The organism is Pseudomonas sp. P4795 (assembly GCF_048822895.1).
Taxonomy (GTDB): Bacteria; Pseudomonadota; Gammaproteobacteria; order Pseudomonadales; family Pseudomonadaceae; genus Aquipseudomonas.
Genome location: NZ_JBMFBT010000007.1, coordinates 168,691 through 189,753, shown reverse-complemented (window position 1 = coordinate 189,753; position 21,063 = coordinate 168,691). Strand labels below are relative to the sequence as shown.

At 61.2% G+C, this 21,063-nt stretch carries 17 protein-coding genes; 4 read left to right on the top strand and 13 right to left on the bottom strand.

Going from position 1 to position 21,063, the window contains the following annotated elements:
• Nucleotides 1-34 precede the first annotated feature (34 nt).
• Nucleotides 35-553: a DUF3617 domain-containing protein gene (locus ACOI8A_RS21070; protein ID WP_420649356.1), complete on the bottom strand. Its 519-nt coding sequence runs from the start codon at nucleotides 551-553 to the stop codon at nucleotides 35-37.
• A gap of 145 nt (nucleotides 554-698) precedes the next feature.
• On the opposite strand from ACOI8A_RS21070, the gene cls reads away from it, so the two are divergent.
• Nucleotides 699-2,138: a cardiolipin synthase gene (gene cls / locus ACOI8A_RS21065; protein ID WP_420651325.1), complete on the top strand. Its 1,440-nt coding sequence runs from the start codon at nucleotides 699-701 to the stop codon at nucleotides 2,136-2,138.
• Nucleotides 2,139-2,140: 2 nt separating this feature from the next.
• On the opposite strand, the gene cfaB is transcribed toward cls, so the two are convergent.
• The 6 genes from cfaB to ACOI8A_RS21035 form a co-directional block, all read right to left on the bottom strand.
• A complete protein-coding gene (cfaB, locus tag ACOI8A_RS21060) occupies nucleotides 2,141-3,328 on the bottom strand; it encodes a C17 cyclopropane fatty acid synthase CfaB (protein ID WP_420649358.1) in 1,188 nt (395 codons plus the stop codon).
• 144 nt (nucleotides 3,329-3,472) lie between these two features.
• Nucleotides 3,473-5,380 carry a heavy metal translocating P-type ATPase gene (locus tag ACOI8A_RS21055; RefSeq protein WP_420649359.1) on the bottom strand — a complete coding sequence of 636 codons (1,908 nt, stop codon included), beginning with the start codon at nucleotides 5,378-5,380 and terminating at the stop codon, nucleotides 3,473-3,475.
• Nucleotides 5,377-6,435 (bottom strand): protease modulator HflK, encoded by a 1,059-nt coding sequence (hflK, locus tag ACOI8A_RS21050; RefSeq protein WP_420649360.1) that lies wholly within the window; start codon nucleotides 6,433-6,435, stop codon nucleotides 5,377-5,379. Before hflK ends, ACOI8A_RS21055 begins: the two co-directional genes overlap by 4 nt.
• Entirely contained in the window at nucleotides 6,432-7,472 is a 1,041-nt protein-coding gene (gene hflC, locus ACOI8A_RS21045) for a protease modulator HflC (protein ID WP_420649361.1), read from the bottom strand. The genes hflK and hflC overlap by 4 nt, the downstream gene beginning before the upstream one ends.
• Nucleotides 7,469-9,427 (bottom strand): SPFH domain-containing protein, encoded by a 1,959-nt coding sequence (locus tag ACOI8A_RS21040; protein WP_420649362.1) that lies wholly within the window; start codon nucleotides 9,425-9,427, stop codon nucleotides 7,469-7,471. Before ACOI8A_RS21040 ends, hflC begins: the two co-directional genes overlap by 4 nt.
• Nucleotides 9,428-9,578: 151 nt before the next feature.
• Nucleotides 9,579-10,052 (bottom strand): Lrp/AsnC family transcriptional regulator, encoded by a 474-nt coding sequence (locus ACOI8A_RS21035; RefSeq protein ID WP_420649363.1) that lies wholly within the window; start codon nucleotides 10,050-10,052, stop codon nucleotides 9,579-9,581.
• 144 nt (nucleotides 10,053-10,196) lie between these two features.
• Between ACOI8A_RS21035 and ACOI8A_RS21030 the strand changes: the two genes are divergently transcribed.
• Nucleotides 10,197-10,826: a LysE family translocator gene (locus tag ACOI8A_RS21030; RefSeq protein ID WP_420649364.1), complete on the top strand. Its 630-nt coding sequence runs from the start codon at nucleotides 10,197-10,199 to the stop codon at nucleotides 10,824-10,826.
• Here ACOI8A_RS21030 and ACOI8A_RS21025 read toward each other — a convergent pair.
• The 6 genes from ACOI8A_RS21025 to ACOI8A_RS21000 are packed head-to-tail and all read right to left on the bottom strand — an operon-like array spanning nucleotide 10,823 to nucleotide 18,752.
• Complete coding sequence (locus ACOI8A_RS21025; protein WP_420649365.1) at nucleotides 10,823-12,943, bottom strand: hypothetical protein; 2,121 nt, start codon at nucleotides 12,941-12,943, stop codon at nucleotides 10,823-10,825. The two genes, ACOI8A_RS21030 and ACOI8A_RS21025, sit on opposite strands and share 4 nt — an antisense overlap.
• Complete coding sequence (locus tag ACOI8A_RS21020) at nucleotides 12,930-14,126, bottom strand: DUF3142 domain-containing protein (protein ID WP_420649366.1); 1,197 nt, start codon at nucleotides 14,124-14,126, stop codon at nucleotides 12,930-12,932. The genes ACOI8A_RS21025 and ACOI8A_RS21020 overlap by 14 nt, the downstream gene beginning before the upstream one ends.
• Before the next feature lie 51 nt (nucleotides 14,127-14,177).
• The gene (locus ACOI8A_RS21015) at nucleotides 14,178-14,993 is read right to left on the bottom strand and encodes a class I SAM-dependent methyltransferase (RefSeq protein ID WP_420649367.1); all 816 of its coding nucleotides are present in this window, start codon (nucleotides 14,991-14,993) and stop codon (nucleotides 14,178-14,180) included.
• Nucleotides 14,987-15,898: a class I SAM-dependent methyltransferase gene (locus tag ACOI8A_RS21010; protein WP_420651326.1), complete on the bottom strand. Its 912-nt coding sequence runs from the start codon at nucleotides 15,896-15,898 to the stop codon at nucleotides 14,987-14,989. Before ACOI8A_RS21010 ends, ACOI8A_RS21015 begins: the two co-directional genes overlap by 7 nt.
• Complete coding sequence (locus tag ACOI8A_RS21005; protein WP_420649369.1) at nucleotides 15,895-17,199, bottom strand: glycosyltransferase; 1,305 nt, start codon at nucleotides 17,197-17,199, stop codon at nucleotides 15,895-15,897. Before ACOI8A_RS21005 ends, ACOI8A_RS21010 begins: the two co-directional genes overlap by 4 nt.
• Nucleotides 17,193-18,752, bottom strand: coding sequence for a glycosyltransferase (locus ACOI8A_RS21000; RefSeq protein WP_420649370.1), 1,560 nt, complete (start codon nucleotides 18,750-18,752; stop codon nucleotides 17,193-17,195). Before ACOI8A_RS21000 ends, ACOI8A_RS21005 begins: the two co-directional genes overlap by 7 nt.
• 427 nt (nucleotides 18,753-19,179) lie before the next feature.
• On the opposite strand from ACOI8A_RS21000, the gene ACOI8A_RS20995 reads away from it, so the two are divergent.
• Nucleotides 19,180-20,094: a GDP-mannose 4,6-dehydratase gene (locus tag ACOI8A_RS20995; protein WP_420649371.1), complete on the top strand. Its 915-nt coding sequence runs from the start codon at nucleotides 19,180-19,182 to the stop codon at nucleotides 20,092-20,094.
• The gene (gene gmd, locus ACOI8A_RS20990) at nucleotides 20,091-21,062 is read left to right on the top strand and encodes a GDP-mannose 4,6-dehydratase (RefSeq protein ID WP_420649372.1); all 972 of its coding nucleotides are present in this window, start codon (nucleotides 20,091-20,093) and stop codon (nucleotides 21,060-21,062) included. Before ACOI8A_RS20995 ends, gmd begins: the two co-directional genes overlap by 4 nt.
• Nucleotide 21,063 lies beyond the last annotated feature (1 nt).

Below are 21,063 nucleotides of genomic sequence, written 5' to 3'. Positions count from 1 at the left end.
TCCCTGTGGGAGCCAGCCTGCTGGCGATGCTTTGTCAGGCTCGGGGTTTAACCGTGCCGCAATCCTGACCCAACCACACCGCACGCGTTTCCAGACTGCCCTTCTGCTGGATACCAATCGCATTGAACGTGCCGTTGGCCACGGTGGTGAATTCACGGTCGCTGAGGAAAGTCGCCACGCCGGTACCCTGAGCTTTCGGGCAACTGAAGCGGAATTTCCACTGGTTGCCGGTACGGTCGGTGATCTGCTGTTTGCAGCCCGATTGCGGGTCTGCCAGCGGAATATCATCAGTGGCGACCTGCTGTTGTGTCAGGCAGGCACGAATGCCTTTACCGCCGATATTGATGCCCTGCTTCTCCAGCGCCGCGCGCTGCTGCGGGGTCATCTGCCCTTGCAGCTGGCCGAGGATCGATTGCACATCCATCGGCTGATCATCGACTTTGACGTTGCTCGATGTCATTTCCCACAACCCCGGCTGCAACATCTGCGCCTGAGCAATCACCGGCAAAGCCAAACCCAGGCCCAGCGCCAAACCCAGCAGACGAACGTTCATCGAGTAACTCCTGATCAGTAGTGGCCGTTAGACGTCGGCCAATTGTTTCGGTTCATGCCGGGCTTTGCCAGCAGAAACTAAATAGCGACAATCGCCAAGGAACATGGTCTGTTAAGCATTGCATCTTCCGGAGCAAGGTTGCCCCATGGATTATTTTGGACCGCACATTTTCGGTTATCTGATCGCCCTTATACATACCCTGGGTTCAATCGCCGCGATTCATGCGGTGCTGACCGTACGCACCGCGCAAGGCTCGATTGCCTGGGCGCTGTCCCTGGTTTTCATTCCTTACTTCACGCTCATTCCTTATCTGGTGTTTGGCCGCAGCACCTTTGATGGCTACATCAAGGCACGACGCCAGGCCAACGAGCACATGCGTCAGGCGATCTCTGAACTCAACTGGCGACCGTGGGTGGAAGAAGCCCTCGCCGCCCGCGCATCCAGCGCCTACGCATCCTTGCGTGCGATGCCGAAACTCGGGCGCATGCCGTGTCTGGCCAACAATGAAGTGCAGTTGTTGATAAATGGCACCGCCACATTCGAGGCGATTTTCGCCGCCATCAATTCCGCGCGCGAAGCCGTGCTGATCCAGTTCTTCATCATTCATGACGACCGTCTCGGCCAGCGGCTGCGCGATCTGTTGCTGAAGAAAGCAGCAGAAGGCGTGGCGATCCATCTGCTCTACGACGGTATCGGCAGCCACGCCCTGCCCAAAAGCTATGTGCAAAGCCTGCGCGACGGCGGTGTCGAGGTCAAAGCCTTCGCCACTCGCAGCGGCTGGCTCAATCGCTTCCAGGTGAATTTCCGCAATCACCGCAAGATCGTCGTGGTCGACGGTCTGATCGGCTTCGTCGGCGGGCATAACGTTGGCGACGAATACCTCGGCGAAAAGCCGCCGCTGGCACCGTGGCGCGACACTCATGTACAAGTGCGCGGCCCGGTGGTGGCGTGCATGCAGGAGTCATTCGCCGAGGACTGGTTCTGGGCTGCACGCACGCTGCCGCCGCTGATCCTGCCGGACGCTTACCCGGAGGATGGCGTGCTCTGCCAATTGCTCGCCAGCGGCCCGGCGGATGCCTACGAAACCTGTTCACTGTTCTTCGTCGAAGCAATCCACGCGGCCAACGAGCGGGTGTGGATCACTAGCCCCTACTTCATTCCAGACGAAGCGGTATTCGCCGCGATGCGTCTGGCAGTCCTGCGCGGGGTTGATGTGCGCTTGCTGCTGCCGTCGCGGCCCGATCACCGCATTGTCTACGCGGCGTCCAGCCTGTATGCGTTCGAAGCCGTGCGCGCCGGCGTGCGGGTGTTTCGCTACGAGCCAGGTTTCCTGCATCAGAAGGTGGTGTTGATCGACAGCGAAATCAGCGCCATCGGCAGCGCCAATCTGGACAACCGCTCATTCCGGCTGAATTTCGAAGTGATGCTGTTGACGGTCGACAGCGAGTTCGCCGCCAGCGTGGAACAAATGCTCAACGCCGACTTTGACCAGGCCTGCGAAATTGCCAAAGACGAAAGCCGGGAACTGCACCGCCTGCAACAACTCGGAATGCGGATCGCCCGGTTGATTTCACCGATTCTCTGACGCTAAGGGTTATAGATATCGTCGCGGGTCCACGGCAGTTCGTGGCTACCGTCGGCGTGCGCTTTGACCGCGAGAATCTGGTGCAGATTGATCCAGCCGCGAGCAAATGCATACGCACAACCGGCCAGGTACAAACGCCAGATGCGCAGCGCCTGATCGGGAACCAACTTGCCGGCGGCTTCGAGATTGTCCTCCAGCCGCTCGCTCCAGTGATCCAGCGTGCGCGCGTAATGCAGGCGCAGGCTTTCGACGTCGACAATCTCCAGGCCTGCATCACTGATCTCAGCCGAGATCATCGACAGGTGCGGCAGCTCGCCATTGGGGAACACGTATTTCTCGATGAACTCCCCGGCGCCCCGTCCGACCGGGCGGCCATCAATGTGCTTGGCGGTGATGCCGTGGTTCATCACCAGGCCACCCTCCTTCACCGCGCCGAACAGGGTTTTGCAGTACTCGGCAAGATTGGCGTGGCCGACGTGTTCGAACATACCGACGCTGACCACTTTGTCGAAGCGTCCGTCCTGCGGCAGATCGCGATAATCGAGCAGTTGCAGCTCGACCAGATCGTCCAGACCTTCTTCCTTGACCCGCTCACGCGCCAGTTCCAGTTGCTCTTTGCTCAGGGTGATACCGAACACTTTGGCGCCGAATTCGCGCGCGGCATAGCGCGCCAGTCCGCCCCAGCCACAACCGACATCCAGCAGATACTCGCCTGGCTGCAAGCGCAGCTTGCGGCACAGGTGGCGAAATTTGGCCTGCTGCGCCTGTTCAAGGGATTCGCTGCCGGTTTCAAAATACGCGCAGGAATACGCCATGTCGCTGTCCAGCCACAGTTGATAAAACGCGTTGGACAGGTCGTAGTGATAGGAAATGGCTTTGGCGTCGGTTTCCTTGTCGTGCGCCGCGCGCACAGGCTGGCTGCCATCATCGGTGCCGAGCAGCACTTGGCTCAACTCGTCACAGACCCGAATGACTTCGCTGATCGAACCCTCAAGTTCGAGCTTACCCTCGACGAACGCTGCCCCCAGCGCGTCCAGACTTGGACGGGTGAGTTGGCTGACCATCTGTGGATCCTTGACCACGATGGTGACGCTGGGCGCCGGCCCCAGATTGAATTCGTGGCCGTCCCAGAGTCGCAGGCGAAGCGGTAGCTGCAGATTCTGCAAGGCCGGTGGAAGTTGCGCGAGCATGGAATATCCCCCCTTGTTTCAGACGTCTGATCTGAGGGTAGACCATCCTTGAAAAATAGCTGGCTATCGATTTGATCGCCGCGATCGATCAGCCGCGCAGGCTGCAACAGCCTCCGGATCCTTGCATCAGGGTGCACGAAACGATCAGTTCTGCTGTTTAAGCTTTAGCAGCGGTTCCTGAAAACGCAACAAACGCCCGGCATTGCCCAGCACCAGCAGCGTGCTCAGGTTGTGCAACAACGCCGCGATCATCGCCCCCGCAGCGCCGAGCCAGCCGAACGCAGCGAACACAACGATGGCCAGCGTCCAGCCAAGACCGATGATCACGTTGACCTGCAAAGTACGTCGGCACTGGCGACTGAGGCGCACACACGTACCGAGCCGGCGCAGGTCGCTGCCGATCAACACGATGTCGGCCGACGCCAGCGCGATATCCGCACCGCCCGCACCCATGGCCACGCCGACTACGCCGGCCTTGAGCGCCAGCGAATCGTTGATGCCGTCACCGACCACCATCGGCCGGAAGCCGTTATCGATTTCCTTGAGTACGCGGTTGAGTTTGTCTTCAGGCAACGCTTGGGCTTCGACTTCATGCAGGCCGACATCCCGGGCCAGTGTCTGCGCGACGCTCTGGCGGTCGCCGGTCAACAGCAGTTGCCGCCCAAGGCCCAGTTCGCGCAACTCGTTCAAGGCAAATCTGGCTTCCGGTTTTACCGTGTCGGCCAGCAATAGCCACGCAAGGAATTCGCCGTTCAGCGCCAGACCGGCAATCGGTCCGTCGTGTTCGGGAACTGCTGTGGTGACAATGCCGAGTTGCGCGAACAACTCGGGACGGCCCAAAGCCGCTTCACCCTGTGCAGTCATCGCCACTACACCGAGGCCCTGGCGTTCGTGAATATCAGTCAGCGGCAGAACCTCTTCGGCGCTGACTAATCCCGCCAGCGACCGGCTGACCGGATGACTGCTGGCGGCACCGAGACTGGCGGCCAGCGCCTTCACCGAATGTTCATCCGCACCCGCGGCGTCGATCGACTGCAAACGCAAAGTCCCGTAAGTCAGGGTCCCGGTCTTGTCGACCACCAGTGAAGTCAGGTCGGCCAGCTCTTCCAGAAACGCCGAGCTGCGGATCAGGATTCCATGCCGCGCCGCAACCGCAACGCCGGCAATCGCCGTGGCCGGCGCCGATAACACCAACGCGCATGGACATGCCGCCACCAACACCGCGAGCATCGCTTGCGCGTCATTGGTAATGAACCAGGTGACCGCCGCCAGCAGCAACACCAGCACCATGTAGCTGCCGGCATAACGCTCAAGCAGCCGAGTGATTGGTGGCTTCGAGCGCTCAGCGTTCTGCATCAGCGCGATGACTTTACCCAGCGTCGACTCATCGCCGGTGCGCGTCACTTCAATGCGCAACAAACCATCAAGATTGATCGCCCCGCCGAACACCGCCATGCCGACGCCCGCCTCGACCGGCACCGACTCGCCGGTAATCGAAGCCGTGTCGAGACTCGCCTGACCCGAGAGCACGCGACCGTCGGCGGGTACGCGATCACCGGCGCGGACTTCAACCTTGTCGCCAGCCTTGAGCGTGCCGTTGTCGACTTCGATGATCGAGCCGTCGGCCTGAACTTTACGCGCGTGGCTGCGGGTCAATTGGCCCAGTGCGTGAATCGCCTCCTGCGAGCCGATCACACTGCGCTCTTCCAGCACATGGCCGAAGATCATGATGATCGGCAGCAGCGCCGCCGTCAGCAGATCGCCGGTCGCCCAAGCCCCGAGCATGGCCAGCGCGATCAACTGATCGGTGATGCCATGCAAACTCGGATAACGCAGGCTGTACCACGCCGAGCGCATCACCGGTACCGCGACTAATAAGGAAGCACAGCCCAGCAGTAACTGACTGACGCCGGTTTGCTCGGGCACCAGCCAACGCCAGATCAATCCCAAACCGAGCAAGCCGAGAGCGAGCATGGCCAACGTCAACTGGCGCGCGGCGCGGCGTTGTTCGGCCGAGGACAACAGGCTCGGTGCAGCGGTGGTCGCGCTCATTTACTGGCTCCCTGAATGATCAGGCGGGAATCGTCTTTCGGATTGACCGTAGTTACCGATCCGGCCTGGCCGAGAATCTTCGGCATACGCTCGCGGTACAAACGCAGGAGCATTTGCGGATCGGTGCCTTGCTGTTGCGCCTTGGCCAGTCCCAGCACTGTGGCCGTGTCAGCCGAGGCTTGGGCTAAGCGTTCACCTGCCTGCGCGTGGGCGACTTGCAGCGTGCGGTCAGCTCGTTCGTTGGCAGATTGAGTGGCTTTTTCGGCATCCGTACGGGCATTGGCCACCGCTTTGTCGGCTTGTTGACTGGCGGTGAGCACCGCATTGAAAGCGCTGATCGCCGCTTCCGGCAGGCTCGATTGCACATCGACTCGCGCCACTTCGATGCCGATGCCTTGCCCGCTGGCCTTCAATTCGGCCAGACGTTTGTTGATGCCTTGCACCAGATCACCGCGCAGTCGCTCGCGTCGTTCGGCAGCCTGATTGTCAGTGCCGATCAGTTCTGGTCGCGCGACGAGAATGGTGTCCAGATCGCGCGCGGCGGTCAGGGCAACCGCACTGCGCGTGACCAGTCGATCCAGCGCCGGCAACACGTGATCGCTTTGCAGCACGAAGTCGTACGGGTCGGTGACCTTGTAAAACACCCGCACATCCAGCTCTACCACTCCAGCATCGCCGGTTAATAAATAACCAGATCCGGCCAATGCATCGCCCAGCGGAGTGGCGAAAGTTGCAACGCGATCAGCCTGCAAAGCGACGTCGCTGCGCAGCAGGTTTTCCACTCGGCGTTCGATGACGCGGTCTGCCGCTGGTAGCAGAACCACTTGTTCGAACGGCTGTGGCCATGCCAGTAACAGACCGGCGTTTTGAATGCGATCCAGTGCGCCGAAGTGCAAAACCACCGCGCGATTCTGCGGGTCGATTTGCCGAACATTGGAGAATGCCCAGGCCAATGCCGCCAGAATCGTCACCGCGTACAACGCCCAAAACGCCAGACGTCCGGCCTGAATCCACGGACTATTTAGCGAGTTTGTTCCACGTGGAACTTCACTCATGGCTGCGATCCGGGTTTGCTGTCGAGATTCGGCGGACCATCGACCAGCACGCGGAACGGTGCGGCGTCGGTGCGCAAGATCAATTTGGTATCCGGAGTAACGATGGTGCCGAGCGTATCCAGCGAGCGCAGCAAGTTATACAGCTGCGGCGAACCGGCGTAAGCGCGACCGTAAATTTGCGCAGCTTCGACTCGTGATTGCGCTTCGATTTCCGCCGCTTTCACTGTGGCATCCGCCTGCACAATTCGCGCATCGCGCTCGGCAGCAGAACGGATTTGCGCTGCTTCACGTTTGCCGATGGCGGTGCGTTCGGTGGCAATGGTTTCACGCTCGGCGCGCATCCGGTCGACCGTTGCAGTGAGCGTCACCGACGGCAAGGTCAATCGTTCTATGCCAACTTGCACCACGCGCACGCCGTAAGTGGCGAGCAATTGCTGATCGATTTGCTCACGCAGCTGCGCTTCGAAATCGGCAATGAGCACTTTACTGGCATCGGTGTTCACCAGATTCGCCAGATCAAAACTGCTGGCGGTGGTTTCCAGTGCCGAGCCAACAAAGGTGCGAATCTGCCGCGCTGCTTCATCCGGTTGATTCTGCACCGCACGCATGAAGCGCTGCACATTCTGCGGATCGCCCTGCACCTGCCACGCCACGTAAGCCTGAACGATGATGCGCAAACCGTCGCGGGTGCCGACATCCTGCAAACCGCTTGAGGTGGTGCGCAGGCGCAGATCAACCGGGATCGCCGCTTCGAACGGCGCTGGCCAGCGCCAGCTCAAACCTGGTTCGAGCAGTACGCGCGACGGATTACCGAAACGCGTGATGACGGTTGCTTCTCCGGATCGCACTTGCACCAGACTGGCCGCGGCGATAGCGAACGCGACCAGCAACGCGGCCCAACCCATGCGCCGCCAAGGAAACGGCCCGGCTTCTTCCGGCGCGCCGTGATGGTGATGATGATGGCCGTGATGTGCGCCGCCATGAGCATGATCGTGGCCGCTGTGGTCATGGTGATCGTGAGTGTGCGACTGGCTCAATGGGCGACTCCTGGTTGAGCGGTGGTGCGCGCCGGCGTCGGGTCAGCCGGCAGCGTGAACGTACGCAGGTCGATGGTCGGCGCATTGCTGCTGCCGCCGAGTCGATGGTCGAGTATCAGCAACTTGGCGTTGCTCAAGCCTTGGCTGAGCTGACTGAGATATTGCTCCAGCACAAACGCCTGACCGGCGCTCGCATAGGCCTTTTGCTCGGCGCTGAATTTCAGATCCGCCGCGCGCGCCGTGGCCTTGGTTTCACGAGCGTTGGCGCTGGCCTGATCCTGCGCGAGGCGGGCTTGCAGTAGTGCCTGATTACTGGCTTGCGCAGCCGCGCCGCGCTCACGCGAGATCAGCGCTTGTGCGCCAATCTGCGCCGCTTGCACGCTGTGATAGGCATTGGCCGCACCGGCCGGCGGATGAATCGCTTCGACCACGGTGGCAAGAATTTCCACGCCGCTGTCGAGTTTTTGCAGATCACTTTGCACTGCCCGGCCGATCTCTTCGCCCAACCCTACCCGGTCCTGACCGAGCAAACCGTCGAGGGTGCGCGAGGCAAAGTCGTGCACCAGGATTCGGCTCGCAGTACTGCGGATCAACGTCGGCACATCGGCAGTGTTGTAAGTCGCCGCCAGTGCGGCCTGATCGGTCAGGCCGATGCGGTAAACGAAGCGCACATCCATGTTCACGATCTGGAAACTCTGCTGATCGCCGCGGCTGCTGGCGATTACCTGGGATTTATCGTTGACGTGGCTGGCATCCCACAAGCGGTTGGCGCTCAGCGGCGCGGGACCTTCCGCAGGGTCGAGTTGCACCGGCGCAGGGTTCTCGCCAACGCTGGTCGCGAGTTCATGCACCACGCCGTTTTCCACGTTAAGTACGCGCCCTAACGGCCACGGCAGACCGGCGTGCAAACCCGGGCCGAACACTTGCACCGGTTTGCCGAAGCGCTCGTAAATACCCCGGCTTTGCAGCGAAATTTCGTGAATGCCGGTGAGCAGCCAACCGACCGCCGCCACCAACGCCAGCACCGGCAAAAACGCCCGGCGCATATAGCTGAAGGCCCAGATCTGCCGTAGATCGATGCCGAAGCGGTTGTGCAATTCGTGCTGTAAAGCGAGCAACGGCTGTGGCGGCCAACGCAGCAAATCGGCGACGAAACTACGCGCCAGCAAGGTTGGTTCAAGTTGATCACGGCGTGGACTGAACAGCGACAGCACAGCGCGCAGCAGAAACTCCAGCGCGACCAACCCCGGCAATATGCCGATCAATACCGCAAGGCGCACTGGCCAAACAGCGCTGTCACTGGCGAACAGCAGACACACCGCGCCGAGCACCAGACTGATGATTGCCACGCGCGTGAGTTGCGCCAGCGTTCCGGCTTCGGGCCACTGCGTCGGATTTTCCTGCGCCAGTTGCCGCTCCAGCACCAGCAAACCGAACGCCAGCAACAGCGCAATCGCAGCACCCACCGTCGCCGACAAACCCACGGCAGCAGCTGGCAGCGCAAGATTCCATACCTGCTCGATACTGAAGAGGATCAACAGTGCCCAGGCACCCAGCCACAACGTCGCCGCGCCAATCTGCCCGAGCAGATGCAGAGTGCGCTGACTCATGCGATCGAGCAGCCGTTCGTACCAACCCTGCGGCGCAGATGGCTCTTGCGCAACCAGCACCGCCGCCACCGGATTGAGCACCCGCGCGCGCCACTCGGTTACCCATCGAGCAGACTGCATTCCGGCAACCAGTATCAGCAACGCTGCACTCTGGTTGACCAGCAGCGCAGGCCACAGCGACTGCGGCGCAAACAGCCCGGCAAAAAACGCCAGCACCCACCCGGCCCCGGCCGATCCACCCAGCCCGAGAACCCATCGCCGCAACCAGCGGCCCTGCGCCGCTGCTTGTTGAAAGCGCGGCAGACCGGTCACTTGCGTGCCTTCCAGCTCCAGATCGACTTGCATATTCCCCCGACAACCCTTGGTACATCGCACATAGCGTTACGATATAACGAAAGTCGTGAAATATTTGTATTCATTTGCGCTATTCAGGGACGCGAAACCTGTCGCTTGCCTGAAGCGTTGCGCGAATATTCGGGGCGGGGGCAGAACAGCTTCAGGTCGGCAGATGCTCCAGCGGCAACGCACCCGGCGCTTTCACCGTGTGAATCGCGAAGTTGCTGCGGATGTCACTCACGCCCGGCAGCTTCAACAGACAACCGCTGAGAAAGCGGTCATACGCGCGCAGATCCGGCACCACCACTTGCAGCAGAAAATCCGATTCGCCAGACACCAGAAACGCCGAGATCACTTCCGGCAGCGCCGTCACCGCGCGGTAAAACGCCTCGGCCTGTTCATCGTTGTGCCGTTCGACTTTCACCCCGACAAACACCGTCAGCCCCAGCCCGACTTCATCGCGATCCAGATTAGCCTGATAGCCGCGAATCACTCCCGCCTCCTCCAGCATGCGTACCCGGCGCAGGCACGGCGAGGCAGACAAGCCGATCTCGTCCGCCAGTTGCACGTTGCTCAGGCGGCCGTCACGTTGCAGTGCGGCGAGAATCTTGCGGTCGAAGGCGTCGAGTTTCATGCTTGGCAGATCCTGATGGTGACAAAGGAGAAAATCAGCAGATTATGCCAACCTGAAGGCTTTTTGAAGCTGACTACGCACGCACCTGCCCCGCCCTTCGGCCATAGACTGAAACGACCGAATCGACAACGAAAGGCGCGCAACATGACAAATCTCTGGCTGTTTTTCCTGGCATTGGCGGTGGTTTATCTGTTGCCCGGCCCGGACATGATCCTGCTGTTGCAGACCGGCGCCCGCGAGGGTCGAGGCGCGGCATTGGCCACCGCGACAGGCTTGGCGGTGGCGCGGGCGTGTCATGTGGCGTTGGCGGCGTTGGGGCTGGCGGCGCTGTTCAAGGCTGCGCCGTGGACATTTGATGTGGTGCGTCTGGCGGGTGCGGCGTATCTGTTGTGGATCGGCATTCAGTGCCTGCGCAGCACGCTGGTGCCGGAAATCAACGCCAGCGCCGTACCTGAGCGTAACGCGCAATGGCGCGAGGCGATTCGCCGAGGTTTGCTGACCAACCTGCTGAATCCCAAACCGCTGCTGTTCTGCTCGGTGTTGCTGCCGCAATTCATCGTCGCCGACGGCGCGCCGGTGCTGACGCAGTTCGCTGTGCTCGGCGCCATGCTGGTCGGCATCGGGCTGTTGTTCGACAGCGCCTACGCCGTGACCGGCGCGGCGCTGGGTCGCTGGTTGCATCACAACCCGACCGCCCAGCGCCTGCAGCAATGGCTGTTCGGCAGTTTGTTGATCGGCTTCGCAGTTCGCCTGACTTTTGTGCAGCAGGCTTAGGCTTTGCGGAGCTTGCGCTGGCGACGGTTGAACAGCATGAAGGCAATGCCGGCCACAACGACGAAGGCTGCGATCTGCACTGGCCACTTGTACGGACGCAGTGTCGAGCGTACCGAGTCCGTCACTTGCGTCACGTAGCGTTTGTCGGCGTTGGCGAAGTCGGGACTTTCGCACTGCCGGCCGAAATCTTCAGCCCACCAGACGAAGGCACCTTCGTTGACGTAACGGCGATACAGCGCGCTCTGATCCTCAAGGCTGCTGTTCCAGCTGACAGCCGTGCACAGCACGGCGGCGAACGCCTGGCTGGAATGCGGCAAGTTATCGGCCGCACGATTGGCCAGCGCCGTGGCGACAAATCGATAGTGATAACGCTGATCCGGCTGCGCTTCACTGGCTTTCTGCCGTTGTACTTCGGCTTCGCTGACTAGCGGCCCGACTTCCAGCTCCGTGGTTTGCAGCTGATAGCTGCCGCCCAGAAGCGCGTAATCCGGGTCCATCTCGTAACTGAGAATATCGATGCCCGACTCCCGCGCAATGACCGCCGCGTTGAACAATGCGCTGGCACGTTTGGTCGGCCACCATGCGTTGTCCGCCGCGCGACGCAAGTCGCCGTACTGCCTGGCTGTGCTCTGCAGGCCTTCACTGTCGAAATAACCGACCGCCTCGGCATACTGCCCTTCGCGCAGCAAACGGCGGCCGAGCAGATTGCGCAGCCTGGTTGCCGATTGCACAGCCTCTGCTTCCTCAGTCCGTACCGCTGGCACCCGCGTATCGACGTACTGCTTGAGCTCATCAAGGGTCAGCACGCGCTCGGCGACTGTCGCCGCGTCGAGCCAGTACATGCTCTGGCTGCGATAAAGCTGATCGAAGGCTTGTATGTACTCGCCTCGTTGCAGCGCAAGAATGGCGCTCTCCGCCTCAACCCGGCATTTGGGCCGGACCGACTCCAACTCCCAGTTGGAAGTGCGTTGCTCACCCCAGGATTCACCCTGCGGGAACGCCTGCGCTGCCTTGGCGTAGGCCGCTGCGGCAGCGCTTTTGTCGCCGTCACGCACTGCCAGTTTGGCGCGCAGCCACCACGCCAGGCCGCTGTCCCCGGCGTGCTCGAGAAAGCCCTTGGCACTGGCGTAATCGCCTTGGCGATAATTCATCGCGGCCAGGCGATCGGCATTGTCGAGGCTGCCGCGCGTGCTGTTTTGCAGCAGCTTGACGAGTTTTTTCTCGCTCGGCGGTTCTTCGCCATATGACCAGCCCAGCCGACTGACCAAGTACGCCGTCAACAGTTTCTGCACGCCTTCATGCTGCATCAACTTCGCCAATTCTGGCTCGGGCATTTCTGCCAATTCGTTGGCCAACTGCTTCAACGAGGTATATCCGACCATCGAGCCATGCACGCTCTGCGCCGCATACAGTTCGATGGCGCGATCCCAGCCCCCGGCGAAGCGCTCTGCCCGCGCTTCTTCACCGAGGCTGGCAACGCCCAGCCCCAACGGATCGCTGAAACCGTCGATGCTCAGTTGCCGTGCCTGACGGAACGCAGCAATAGCCTCTTCCAGCGGTTCCAGCCGATCGTTCGCCTCGGCACTCATGGCATACAGCGCGCGCCCTGCGGAATACGCCGCCCATGTGCTGCGCAGTGGTCGCTGTTCGGCCGGCAGCGCCAGCAGTTGGCGGAAATACTCGACCGCCAGTTGCTGATCGCCTGCGTTGAACGCCACCGCACCGGCCACGTACAGACGGATTTCCGCTGGCAGATTGCTGCCCTGAGCAAAGGCTTCCCGCGCATCGCTCAAGCCGCGCAGGCTCTGGACCAACGCTTGCTGCGGCCCGCTCAGGCCGGACATTTCCGCTTTGTCGCGTTGCTCGGCGGGGTCGCTCGGTTCGGCGTAGAGCGTACCCGGACTGTCAGCGTCGGGAGTCAGATTCTTCAGCCCTGCGATGGACTTGCCGAGACGATTGATCTCGAAGTTGAAATTGCCCGCAGGCAGCTCCGACATGGTCTGCCCACGGTTATCGAGCAGGCGCGCCGGGAAATCCGGGCCGCAGGCCAGCGCCGAACCCAGCGGCAGGCTGAGGCTCAGACAAAGCAGATGGCGGGGCCAGTTACGGGTCAACATGCGAAGCTCCTTGATCAATATGTGCACAACGCGCCCAACCGATGGCGCGCTGCTTACCCGCCGGCAACCGACCGTCGTTCAGGCGCGTGAAGGTAAGCAGATCCGGGCTTTGTTGCAACGTATAACCGGCCAGTGCATCCGCCCCCTCACAGCCACTGACTGCCACGCTCAATCGCGCGGGCCAGGGCGCGTCGAGATTGCCCTGATTGCCCAGGCTGATGTCGTACAGATCGCCTTGCGCGGTGATCGTCACAGCGAAATGGCTGGTCAACGCATCGCCTCTGGACACCGCGCGCAACGTGGTCAGACTCCACGCCCGGCGATCATGCGCCAGCGGCAGGCGGAACCAGATCAGCCCCGCCAGATGCGACGGACGATCGTCACGCAACGCCTGGGCGAGTTGGCTCAGTTGCAACGGATCGGCAAGCAACTCCCGCCGCTCCCCGCCCTGCCCGACCGGCACTTCACTTTCCACCACGGGCGCCCCGCCGTCGTCCGGCAGCAGCGCCACGCCATACGCGGGCAAAGCGAGATAAAAGGGTTTTTGCGTGACTCGCGCCCAGGCTTTTGCCCAACGCTGCGCTTGCTGCGGATCGAACAGTCCGCGCCGTGGATCACTGACCGCGTGCACCTGCAGCACGCTGCTGTCGACCGTGGCCAACAAGGCTGGCAGTTGCGCACTGTCGAGCCACGCCGGCAGTGCGGTGATGCTCAACGGCAACGATGCGGGCAACGCAGAACGCAGATGTGCAAGGAATTCGCTGTAGGCCGGCAGCCGCGCATTCCCGGCATCGTGGTCAATCTCCACCCCGGCCAGGGTCAGGCCCTGCTGTTGCCAGTCATCAATAACCTGAAGGATCTGCGCAGTAACCTGATCCTGATCCAATGACTTGAGCTGACCGTCGAGACGGATCACTGCAATCAGCGGGCGGCCATCGTCCTTGAGCAGTTGCGCATTGATTCGCGCACGGCTCCATCCGGCACGCGGGAAGGCCTGCAACGCCAACACGCGCAACGTCGAAAAATCGCCGCGGCTGTCCTTGAGCGCAGGCTCGTGGGCCGGCGTCCACTGGCGTTGCCAGATGTAGAGTTGCTGGTCGAGCGGCGCTGCGTCCTGCCGCTCGCAACCAACCAGCAGAAACACAGCTGCCAGCAGGCCCGAAAAACCCACGAGAAAGCGCATACCTTTGCCAACCCCGTCATCACAAGGCTGCAAGGGTACACAAAAAAGTTGTTACGGCTTGCGCGCGATAATCACCTGACTTTTCGCCACCACCCCGTCCAGCGCTTCTTTGATCTGCGCCCCACGCGGCGAGTCGAGCACTGCCTGCCAGGTCTCGGCCCAATGGTTGAGCAGCGGGTGATCCGGGTTGTGCAGATCGACCTTGGCATCCCAGAACAGCAACATCCACATCGACCAGTAAAACCCGTACTGGCTGTGGCTGATGATCTCCAGACCGGACTCGCTGACCAGCGCCTTGAACTGTTCTTCAGTGATCACGCGGATGTGATTCGGCTTCTCGAAATACGCCGGCGCAGCGATGCCCTTTTGCAGATCCTCGGAACTTGGATGCGGCACGCTCAGCAAGTACAACGCGCCCGGTTGCCCGACGCGTACCAGCTCGGCAAGGAACTGCGCCGGATCATCGACGTGTTCGAGGACTTCGGTGGACACCACCCGCGTCGCCGTGGCATCGGCGATCGGCAGTGGGTTGCCGTCCGTCACATGGCACTCGACACTTTGCGCCGTGGTTTCGCCCAACCGCTGGCGGGCCGCATCGATTTTGCTGGCGTCGATATCGGCGACGATCAGCTTCGCGCCGCGCATGCCGCAGAACTGCATGTTGCCGCCGTCACCGCAGCCAACGTCCAGCACCGTGTCCTCGGCCGTCACCGGGAAGCCTTTGTATAGCTCGCCGGTGGCATGGTTGAACCAGCCGCTGAGCATCGCGTCGCGCAAACCGAGGTCGAACGCGTTGATTGCGGGCGCTACCGGCGCGGCTGCCGGTGCAGGCGTCGGCGCCGTGAGTTTCTTCAACAGTCTCAGCATGGGGTGGCTCCAGAAATAGGCTCGGCGGATGGCGAAGCAGCATGCGGTTTGCGAGCGATGATCACCTGACTCTTGGGCATCAGTTGGTCGAGCACCTGCTTGATTGCCGGGCCGTCGGGTTGCGACAGCAGGTCGTGCCAGGTGCGCGCCCAACTTTCCATCAATGGCGGATACGGCGCCTGAATCCGGTCGCGTACCGCACCGTCCAGATCACGTCCGGCCGCACGCTCGCTGGCCCAGAAAAAAATCATCCCCATCACCCAGAAGAAGCCGTTGACCTGACGATGCTCGATCACCAGACCCGCGTCCTCGACCAGCGCCGCGAAGCGCTCCGCCGTGAAAATCTGCACATGATTGGGTGACTGGTAATAACTGGCCGGGGCGATGCCCTTTTGCAAATGCTCGCCGACCGGTGCCGGCACGCTCAGCAGATACTGCGCACCGGGCTGGCCCATGCGCACCAGCTCGGCCATGAACGGTTCGGGATCATCGATGTGCTCGAGCACTTCCATGCACACCACTTTGCTCGCGCAGCCATCGGCCAGCGGCAACGGCAGGCTGTTGCTGACTAACCCGAGATTGGCCTTGGTCGATTGCGCATCAACCTGCCGGGCGAGTTCGCGCACTTTGTCGAGTTCGCTGTCGGTAAAAATCACCGAAGCGCCCTGACGTACGGCAAACAGTGTGGCCACGCCTTCGCCGCAACCGACATCAAGCAAAGTGTCGTCGGCGCCGATGGCAAAACCCTTGAGTAACTCACCTGTATCGCCGCGAAACCAGCCATCAAGGACGGCGTCGAGCAGGCCGATATCCCGCGGCGAAACGCGCTCGGTTAGCGGCTCAGGAGTCGGCGTCGGCGCAGGTGGCGCAGCGGGCAACAGGCGTCGGAGCAAAGCGCGGATCATGAGGCAGGCACTTGCGCGGCACTCAACGCACGGTGCTCGAACAGTTGCGCGAAAAAATCACCCAGACGCTGCTCAGCCACGGCCTGACTGCAAAATGCTTGCAGGCTCGACACCGCTTGCTCAGACATCTGCGCATAGCGTTGCGGCTGGTTTTTCGCGACCTCGTAGCTGGCGCGATAAGCGCTGCACACCGACGCCCAATTGGTCATGTAGCGCAGCGTGCGAAACGCCTTGCGCGGGTCGTGCGGCCAGGCCGTGAGTTCATCGGAGGAATCGACCACGAACGCATTGCCTGCGCTCAGATAATCGATCATCGCCGTAGTACGCGGCGCCACCGCCGGCTTGCCGCAGGACATGAATTCCATCAGCGGCAGACACTGACCTTCACCATAGGACGTGTTGACCACGTACCGCGTGGCCTGCACCAGCCGCTCGTAATCGGCGTCGGCGAGATAGCCGTAAATCAGCACGATGCGGCAGCGGTAAGACTGATTTTTGTACAGATGATGAAGAATGTCGCCAAGCGCTTCTTCAGCATCGTGATGAGTGAGCTTGAGTACCAGCGTGGCGTCCTCGACGTCACGAAAGGTCACGCAAAACGCGCTGAGCATGTCTTCCCAGTTCTTGCGGCCATCACCCGGATTGAACACCGAGGTGTACACCACGCCGTCCAATACCAACTCCTGCTCACTGACCGGTGCCTCGAAATCAATGCCTGTGCCACGTCGCAAATGCTCTGGGCCGAAGGCGTCGAGGTCGAGCTGGCGACTGTCAGCCACCAGTCCTTTGATCTTCAAACGCACCGACCCCGTCGAAGGCTGGCCTTGCAACTGCGCACCACGCGCCGCGAAGCGATCCCACACCGGCGCCGGCACCGCGACAATCGGATAATCCGCGCCCATCGCCGCGCGCACCGCGTTGACCGTGTAACTGGAATGGGTGATCGCCGCTCCGCAGGCCTGCAACACCGCGCGCCAATCATTGCGCGGCTCGCCGGCAAATGGCTCGTTGGGAATCGTGCTGAACTCCCAGGCGAACACCGGCAGTGTCGGGCAGGCCAGATGGATCGGCGTGCGGTGCGGCGGCGAGAACGACAGGAACACGCACGGCTCGCCGCGCGCCAGACACTCCAGATACAGCGTGTCGACCTCACGCGCCGGATCAGTCACTTCGATCACCCGGCCGAGACGTTCGAGCACCGGTCGATATTCCTTGAGCACGAAGTAATAGCTGTACTCCGAGCGCCCGAGATTCTGCGCGATGGTGTGCTGGTTGGTTTCCGAATGAATGATGATCAGCATGCGGTGGTATCCGTCACGGGGCCGACGTCGACGCCCTCAGGCACGAGGCCGAAAAAATCTGCCATGCGCCGCTGCACTGGGGCAAACGCGCAGTATTCGTGCATGCGTTCGACAGCCGCGATGGACATGCGCCGGTAATCCTGCGGCTGGTCTTTGGCCATGTGGTAGCTGTTTTCGTAGGCGTTTTTCAGCGAGTTCCAGTCCGGCCGGTGACGCAAGGTGCGGTAAATGATGCGCGTGTCCTGCGGCCAGATGGTCAGTTCTTCGCTGGACTCGACGACGAACGCCACCGAGTCGTCAATGTAGTCTTCCATCGCCGTGTGATTGGGGGCGATCACCGGTTTGCCGCTGGACATGAACTCCATCAATGGCAGGCACAGCCCTTCGCAGCGCGAGGCGTTCACGTAGAAACTGGCGGCGGCGTAGAGCCGGGCGTATTGCGCATCGTCCAGATAACCGTGCAACACCAGCACCCGGCAGGCGAACGGCGACAACTGCGCGAGCAGCGTCATCAGCTCGCTGTAATACGAGGACAAATCGCTTTGGGTGATTTTCAGCACCAGCGTCGCATCAGGCGTTTCGCGAAAGGCCCAGCAGAACGCGGTGACCAGATGGTGCCAGTTCTTGCGGCCATCCCTGGGGTTGAACACGCTGACGTAGACCACACCGTCGACCGTGGTTTCGACCACCGCAGAAGTGTCCGGCAAATCCAGCGGAGCCGGCTCGGCCACGGTCACGGCATGCGGCCCGGCGATGGCTGGCAGCCGTTGTTCGAGCCAGGCGTGGGCCTTGTCCGGGAACAGATCGCGCAGTCCTTCCCAGTACCAGTGATGCAGAAAAGTCACCCGCTCAACCGGCTCAGCCTGAGGAGGATTCAGCGCCCACAGGCGCAAATAATGACGGGCAATCACCCAGCGACGCTTGAGGGTAAGCGGCGGCGGTCGTTGCGCTTCGATTTCGGCCAGTTGCTCGGGCGTCAGCGGTTTGGGCAGCAGGTCATCGGCGCACAGCCCCAACGTGCGACTGTCGAAAATGCAGCCCTTGATCGCCAGGGCCGCGCCGGAATTGATCGGCATACTGAGGTGTTGCTCGCGAATGGCGGCGAAGTTTTCCCACAATGGAGTGGGCAACACCAGCACCGGAAAATCTTCACCCATGGCTCGGCGAATGGCGCGTGCGGTATGGCTCGACAGCGTGATGGCCCGGCCCTGGCGCGCGAGCATCTGCGTCCAGTCGTGACGCGGATCGTTGTCCCAGGACTCATCGGGGATCGAATCGAATTCCCAGGCAATCACGCAGATCGTCGGGCACTCGAGAGCGGAAGGGGTATTCTGCGGCGGGGTGAACGACAGGAATACGCTGTCTTCGCCAGCAGCGACCAGTTGCCGATAGAGCGGATCAACCTCGCCAGCAGACGACACAACGTGCACGCGCCCGAGGCTTTCCAGCACCGGCCGATAGGCCTTGAGCACGAAGTAGTAACTGTATTCCGGACGTCCGAGACTCTGGCTGATGGAACGGTCGTTGACGTCCGAATAAAGAATGAAGTTCATGGCATCCCACGCTGAAACCGCCATCCCGGCAGCCTCACGCTATGACGGCCGAGCGTCGGATCGAACCGCCATCAGCGGTGCTCGTCCTGCGTCTTCGGGGCACGTCTCTGTTCTTGTTTTAGTGGTCGGTTTTACCCTGTCGTGCGATTCCTCTGCAGAACCTTGAAGAATCGCGACGAGGGGCATTCTAAACACATCCGTTGCGGTTCCGTGAACCGCCCGACGAGAAAAATCCAGCTACTCTGACGAGAACTGACCAGTCACGATTTGTCCTGTTGAAATTGCTGCGCAATTGGCACAGATTGGCAGCCAAACAACTACAACAAAGACTTCACCTGCCGTTCTGCCCGGTTTTTCCTACGTTCTGTCAGACATTTCTGGTAAGCCTGTGGGAATAGGTGAAAGTCAAAGACCAAGGGGTCGCTGTTTGAAAAAAAGTCTGTTCATCACGGGCCTCAGTGGGTTCGTGGGACAACACATCCAGTCACGTCTCAACGCGCAAGACGCGTCGTGGCAACTGCTGCCTGCCGCATCAGCCTACGACCTGACAAAACCGGACAGCCTCATCGACCTATGGCCACAACTGCTTGATGCCGTCATTCACCTGGCCGGCCAGACATTCGTCCCCGAAGCCTTCCGTGATCCGGCGCGCACCTTCGACATCAACCTGCTCGGCACCCTCAATCTGTTGCAAGCGCTCAAGGCGCGTGGCTTCAAGGGAACGTTCCTGTACGTCAGCTCTGGCGATGTCTACGGTCAGGTCGCGGAATCCGCGTTGCCCATCACCGAACACCAACCACCCTGCCCGCGCAACCCGTACGCGGTGAGCAAACTGTCGGCCGAATTCCTCTGTCTGCAATGGGGTTTGAGCGAAGGGTTGCGGGCCTTGGTGGCGCGGCCGTTCAACCATATCGGCCCGGGGCAGAAAGACAGCTTCGTCATCGCCAGCGCCGCACGGCAGATCAACCGCATCAAGCACGGTCTGCAAGCGCCGCAGCTGGAAGTTGGCGACATTGACGTGACGCGCGACTTCCTCGATGTCAGCGACGTGATCTCAGCTTATTTCGCGCTGCTGGAAAACGGCATGCCAGGGCAGATCTACAACATCTGTTCCGGGCGCGAGCAGAGCATTCGCAGCCTGATCGAACAGATGGGCGACCTGGCAGAGGTCGAGATGAAACTGGTTCAGGATCCGGCGCGCATGCGGCGCGCGGATCAGCGTCGCGTTTGCGCAAGCCATCAAAAACTCAGCGAAACCACAGGATGGACGCCTGAAATCACAACACAACAATCCCTGCGGGCGATCCTGTCCGACTGGGAGAAGCGAGTATTACAAGAATGACAAAAAGTGCATTGATCACAGGGATCACCGGTCAGGACGGCGCGTATCTGGCCAAACTGCTGCTGGACAAGGGCTATAAGGTTCACGGTCTGGTCGCACGGCGCAGCAGCGATTCGCGCTGGCGCCTGCGCGAGATGGGCGTTGAAGCCGATATCGCCTACCTCGATGGCGACATGGCCGATGCCTGCTCGGTGCAGCGCGCGGTAATCAAATCGGCGCCGGACGAGGTGTACAACCTTGCCGCGCAGAGCTTTGTCGCGGCGTCCTGGGATCAACCGGTGACCACCGGTATTGTCGATGGCCTGGGCGTGACTCACCTGCTCGAAGCAATCCGCCAGTTCAGTCCGCACACGCGTTTCTATCAGGCCTCGACCAGCGAAATGTTCGGCCTGATCCAGGCTGAGCAGCAGGATGAGAACACGCCGTTCTATCCGCGCAGCCCGTACGGCGTGGCCAAACTCTACGGCCACTGGATCACCGTCAACTACCGCGAAAGCTTCGACCTGCACGCCAGCAGCGGCATCCTGTTCAACCACGAATCACCGCTGCGCGGCATCGAATTTGTTACGCGCAAGGTTACTGACGCGGCATCTCGCATCAAGCAAGGCAAACAGCAGGAGCTGAGCCTGGGCAACATCGACGCCAAGCGCGATTGGGGGTTTGCCGGCGATTACGTCGAAGCCATGTGGCTGATGCTGCAACAGGACAAGCCTGACGATTTCGTGGTCGCCACCGGCGTGACCACCACCGTGCGCGAGATGTGCCGCATCGCTTTCGATCACGTCGGCCTCAACTACCGTGATTACGTGAAGATCGACCCGGCATTCTTCCGTCCGGCCGAAGTTGAAGTACTGCTCGGCAACCCCGCCAAGGCGCAGCGCGTGCTGGGCTGGAAACCGAAAACCGATCTGGACACCCTGATCCGCATGATGATGGATGCGGACATGAAACGCGTCGCCAAGGAGTAGG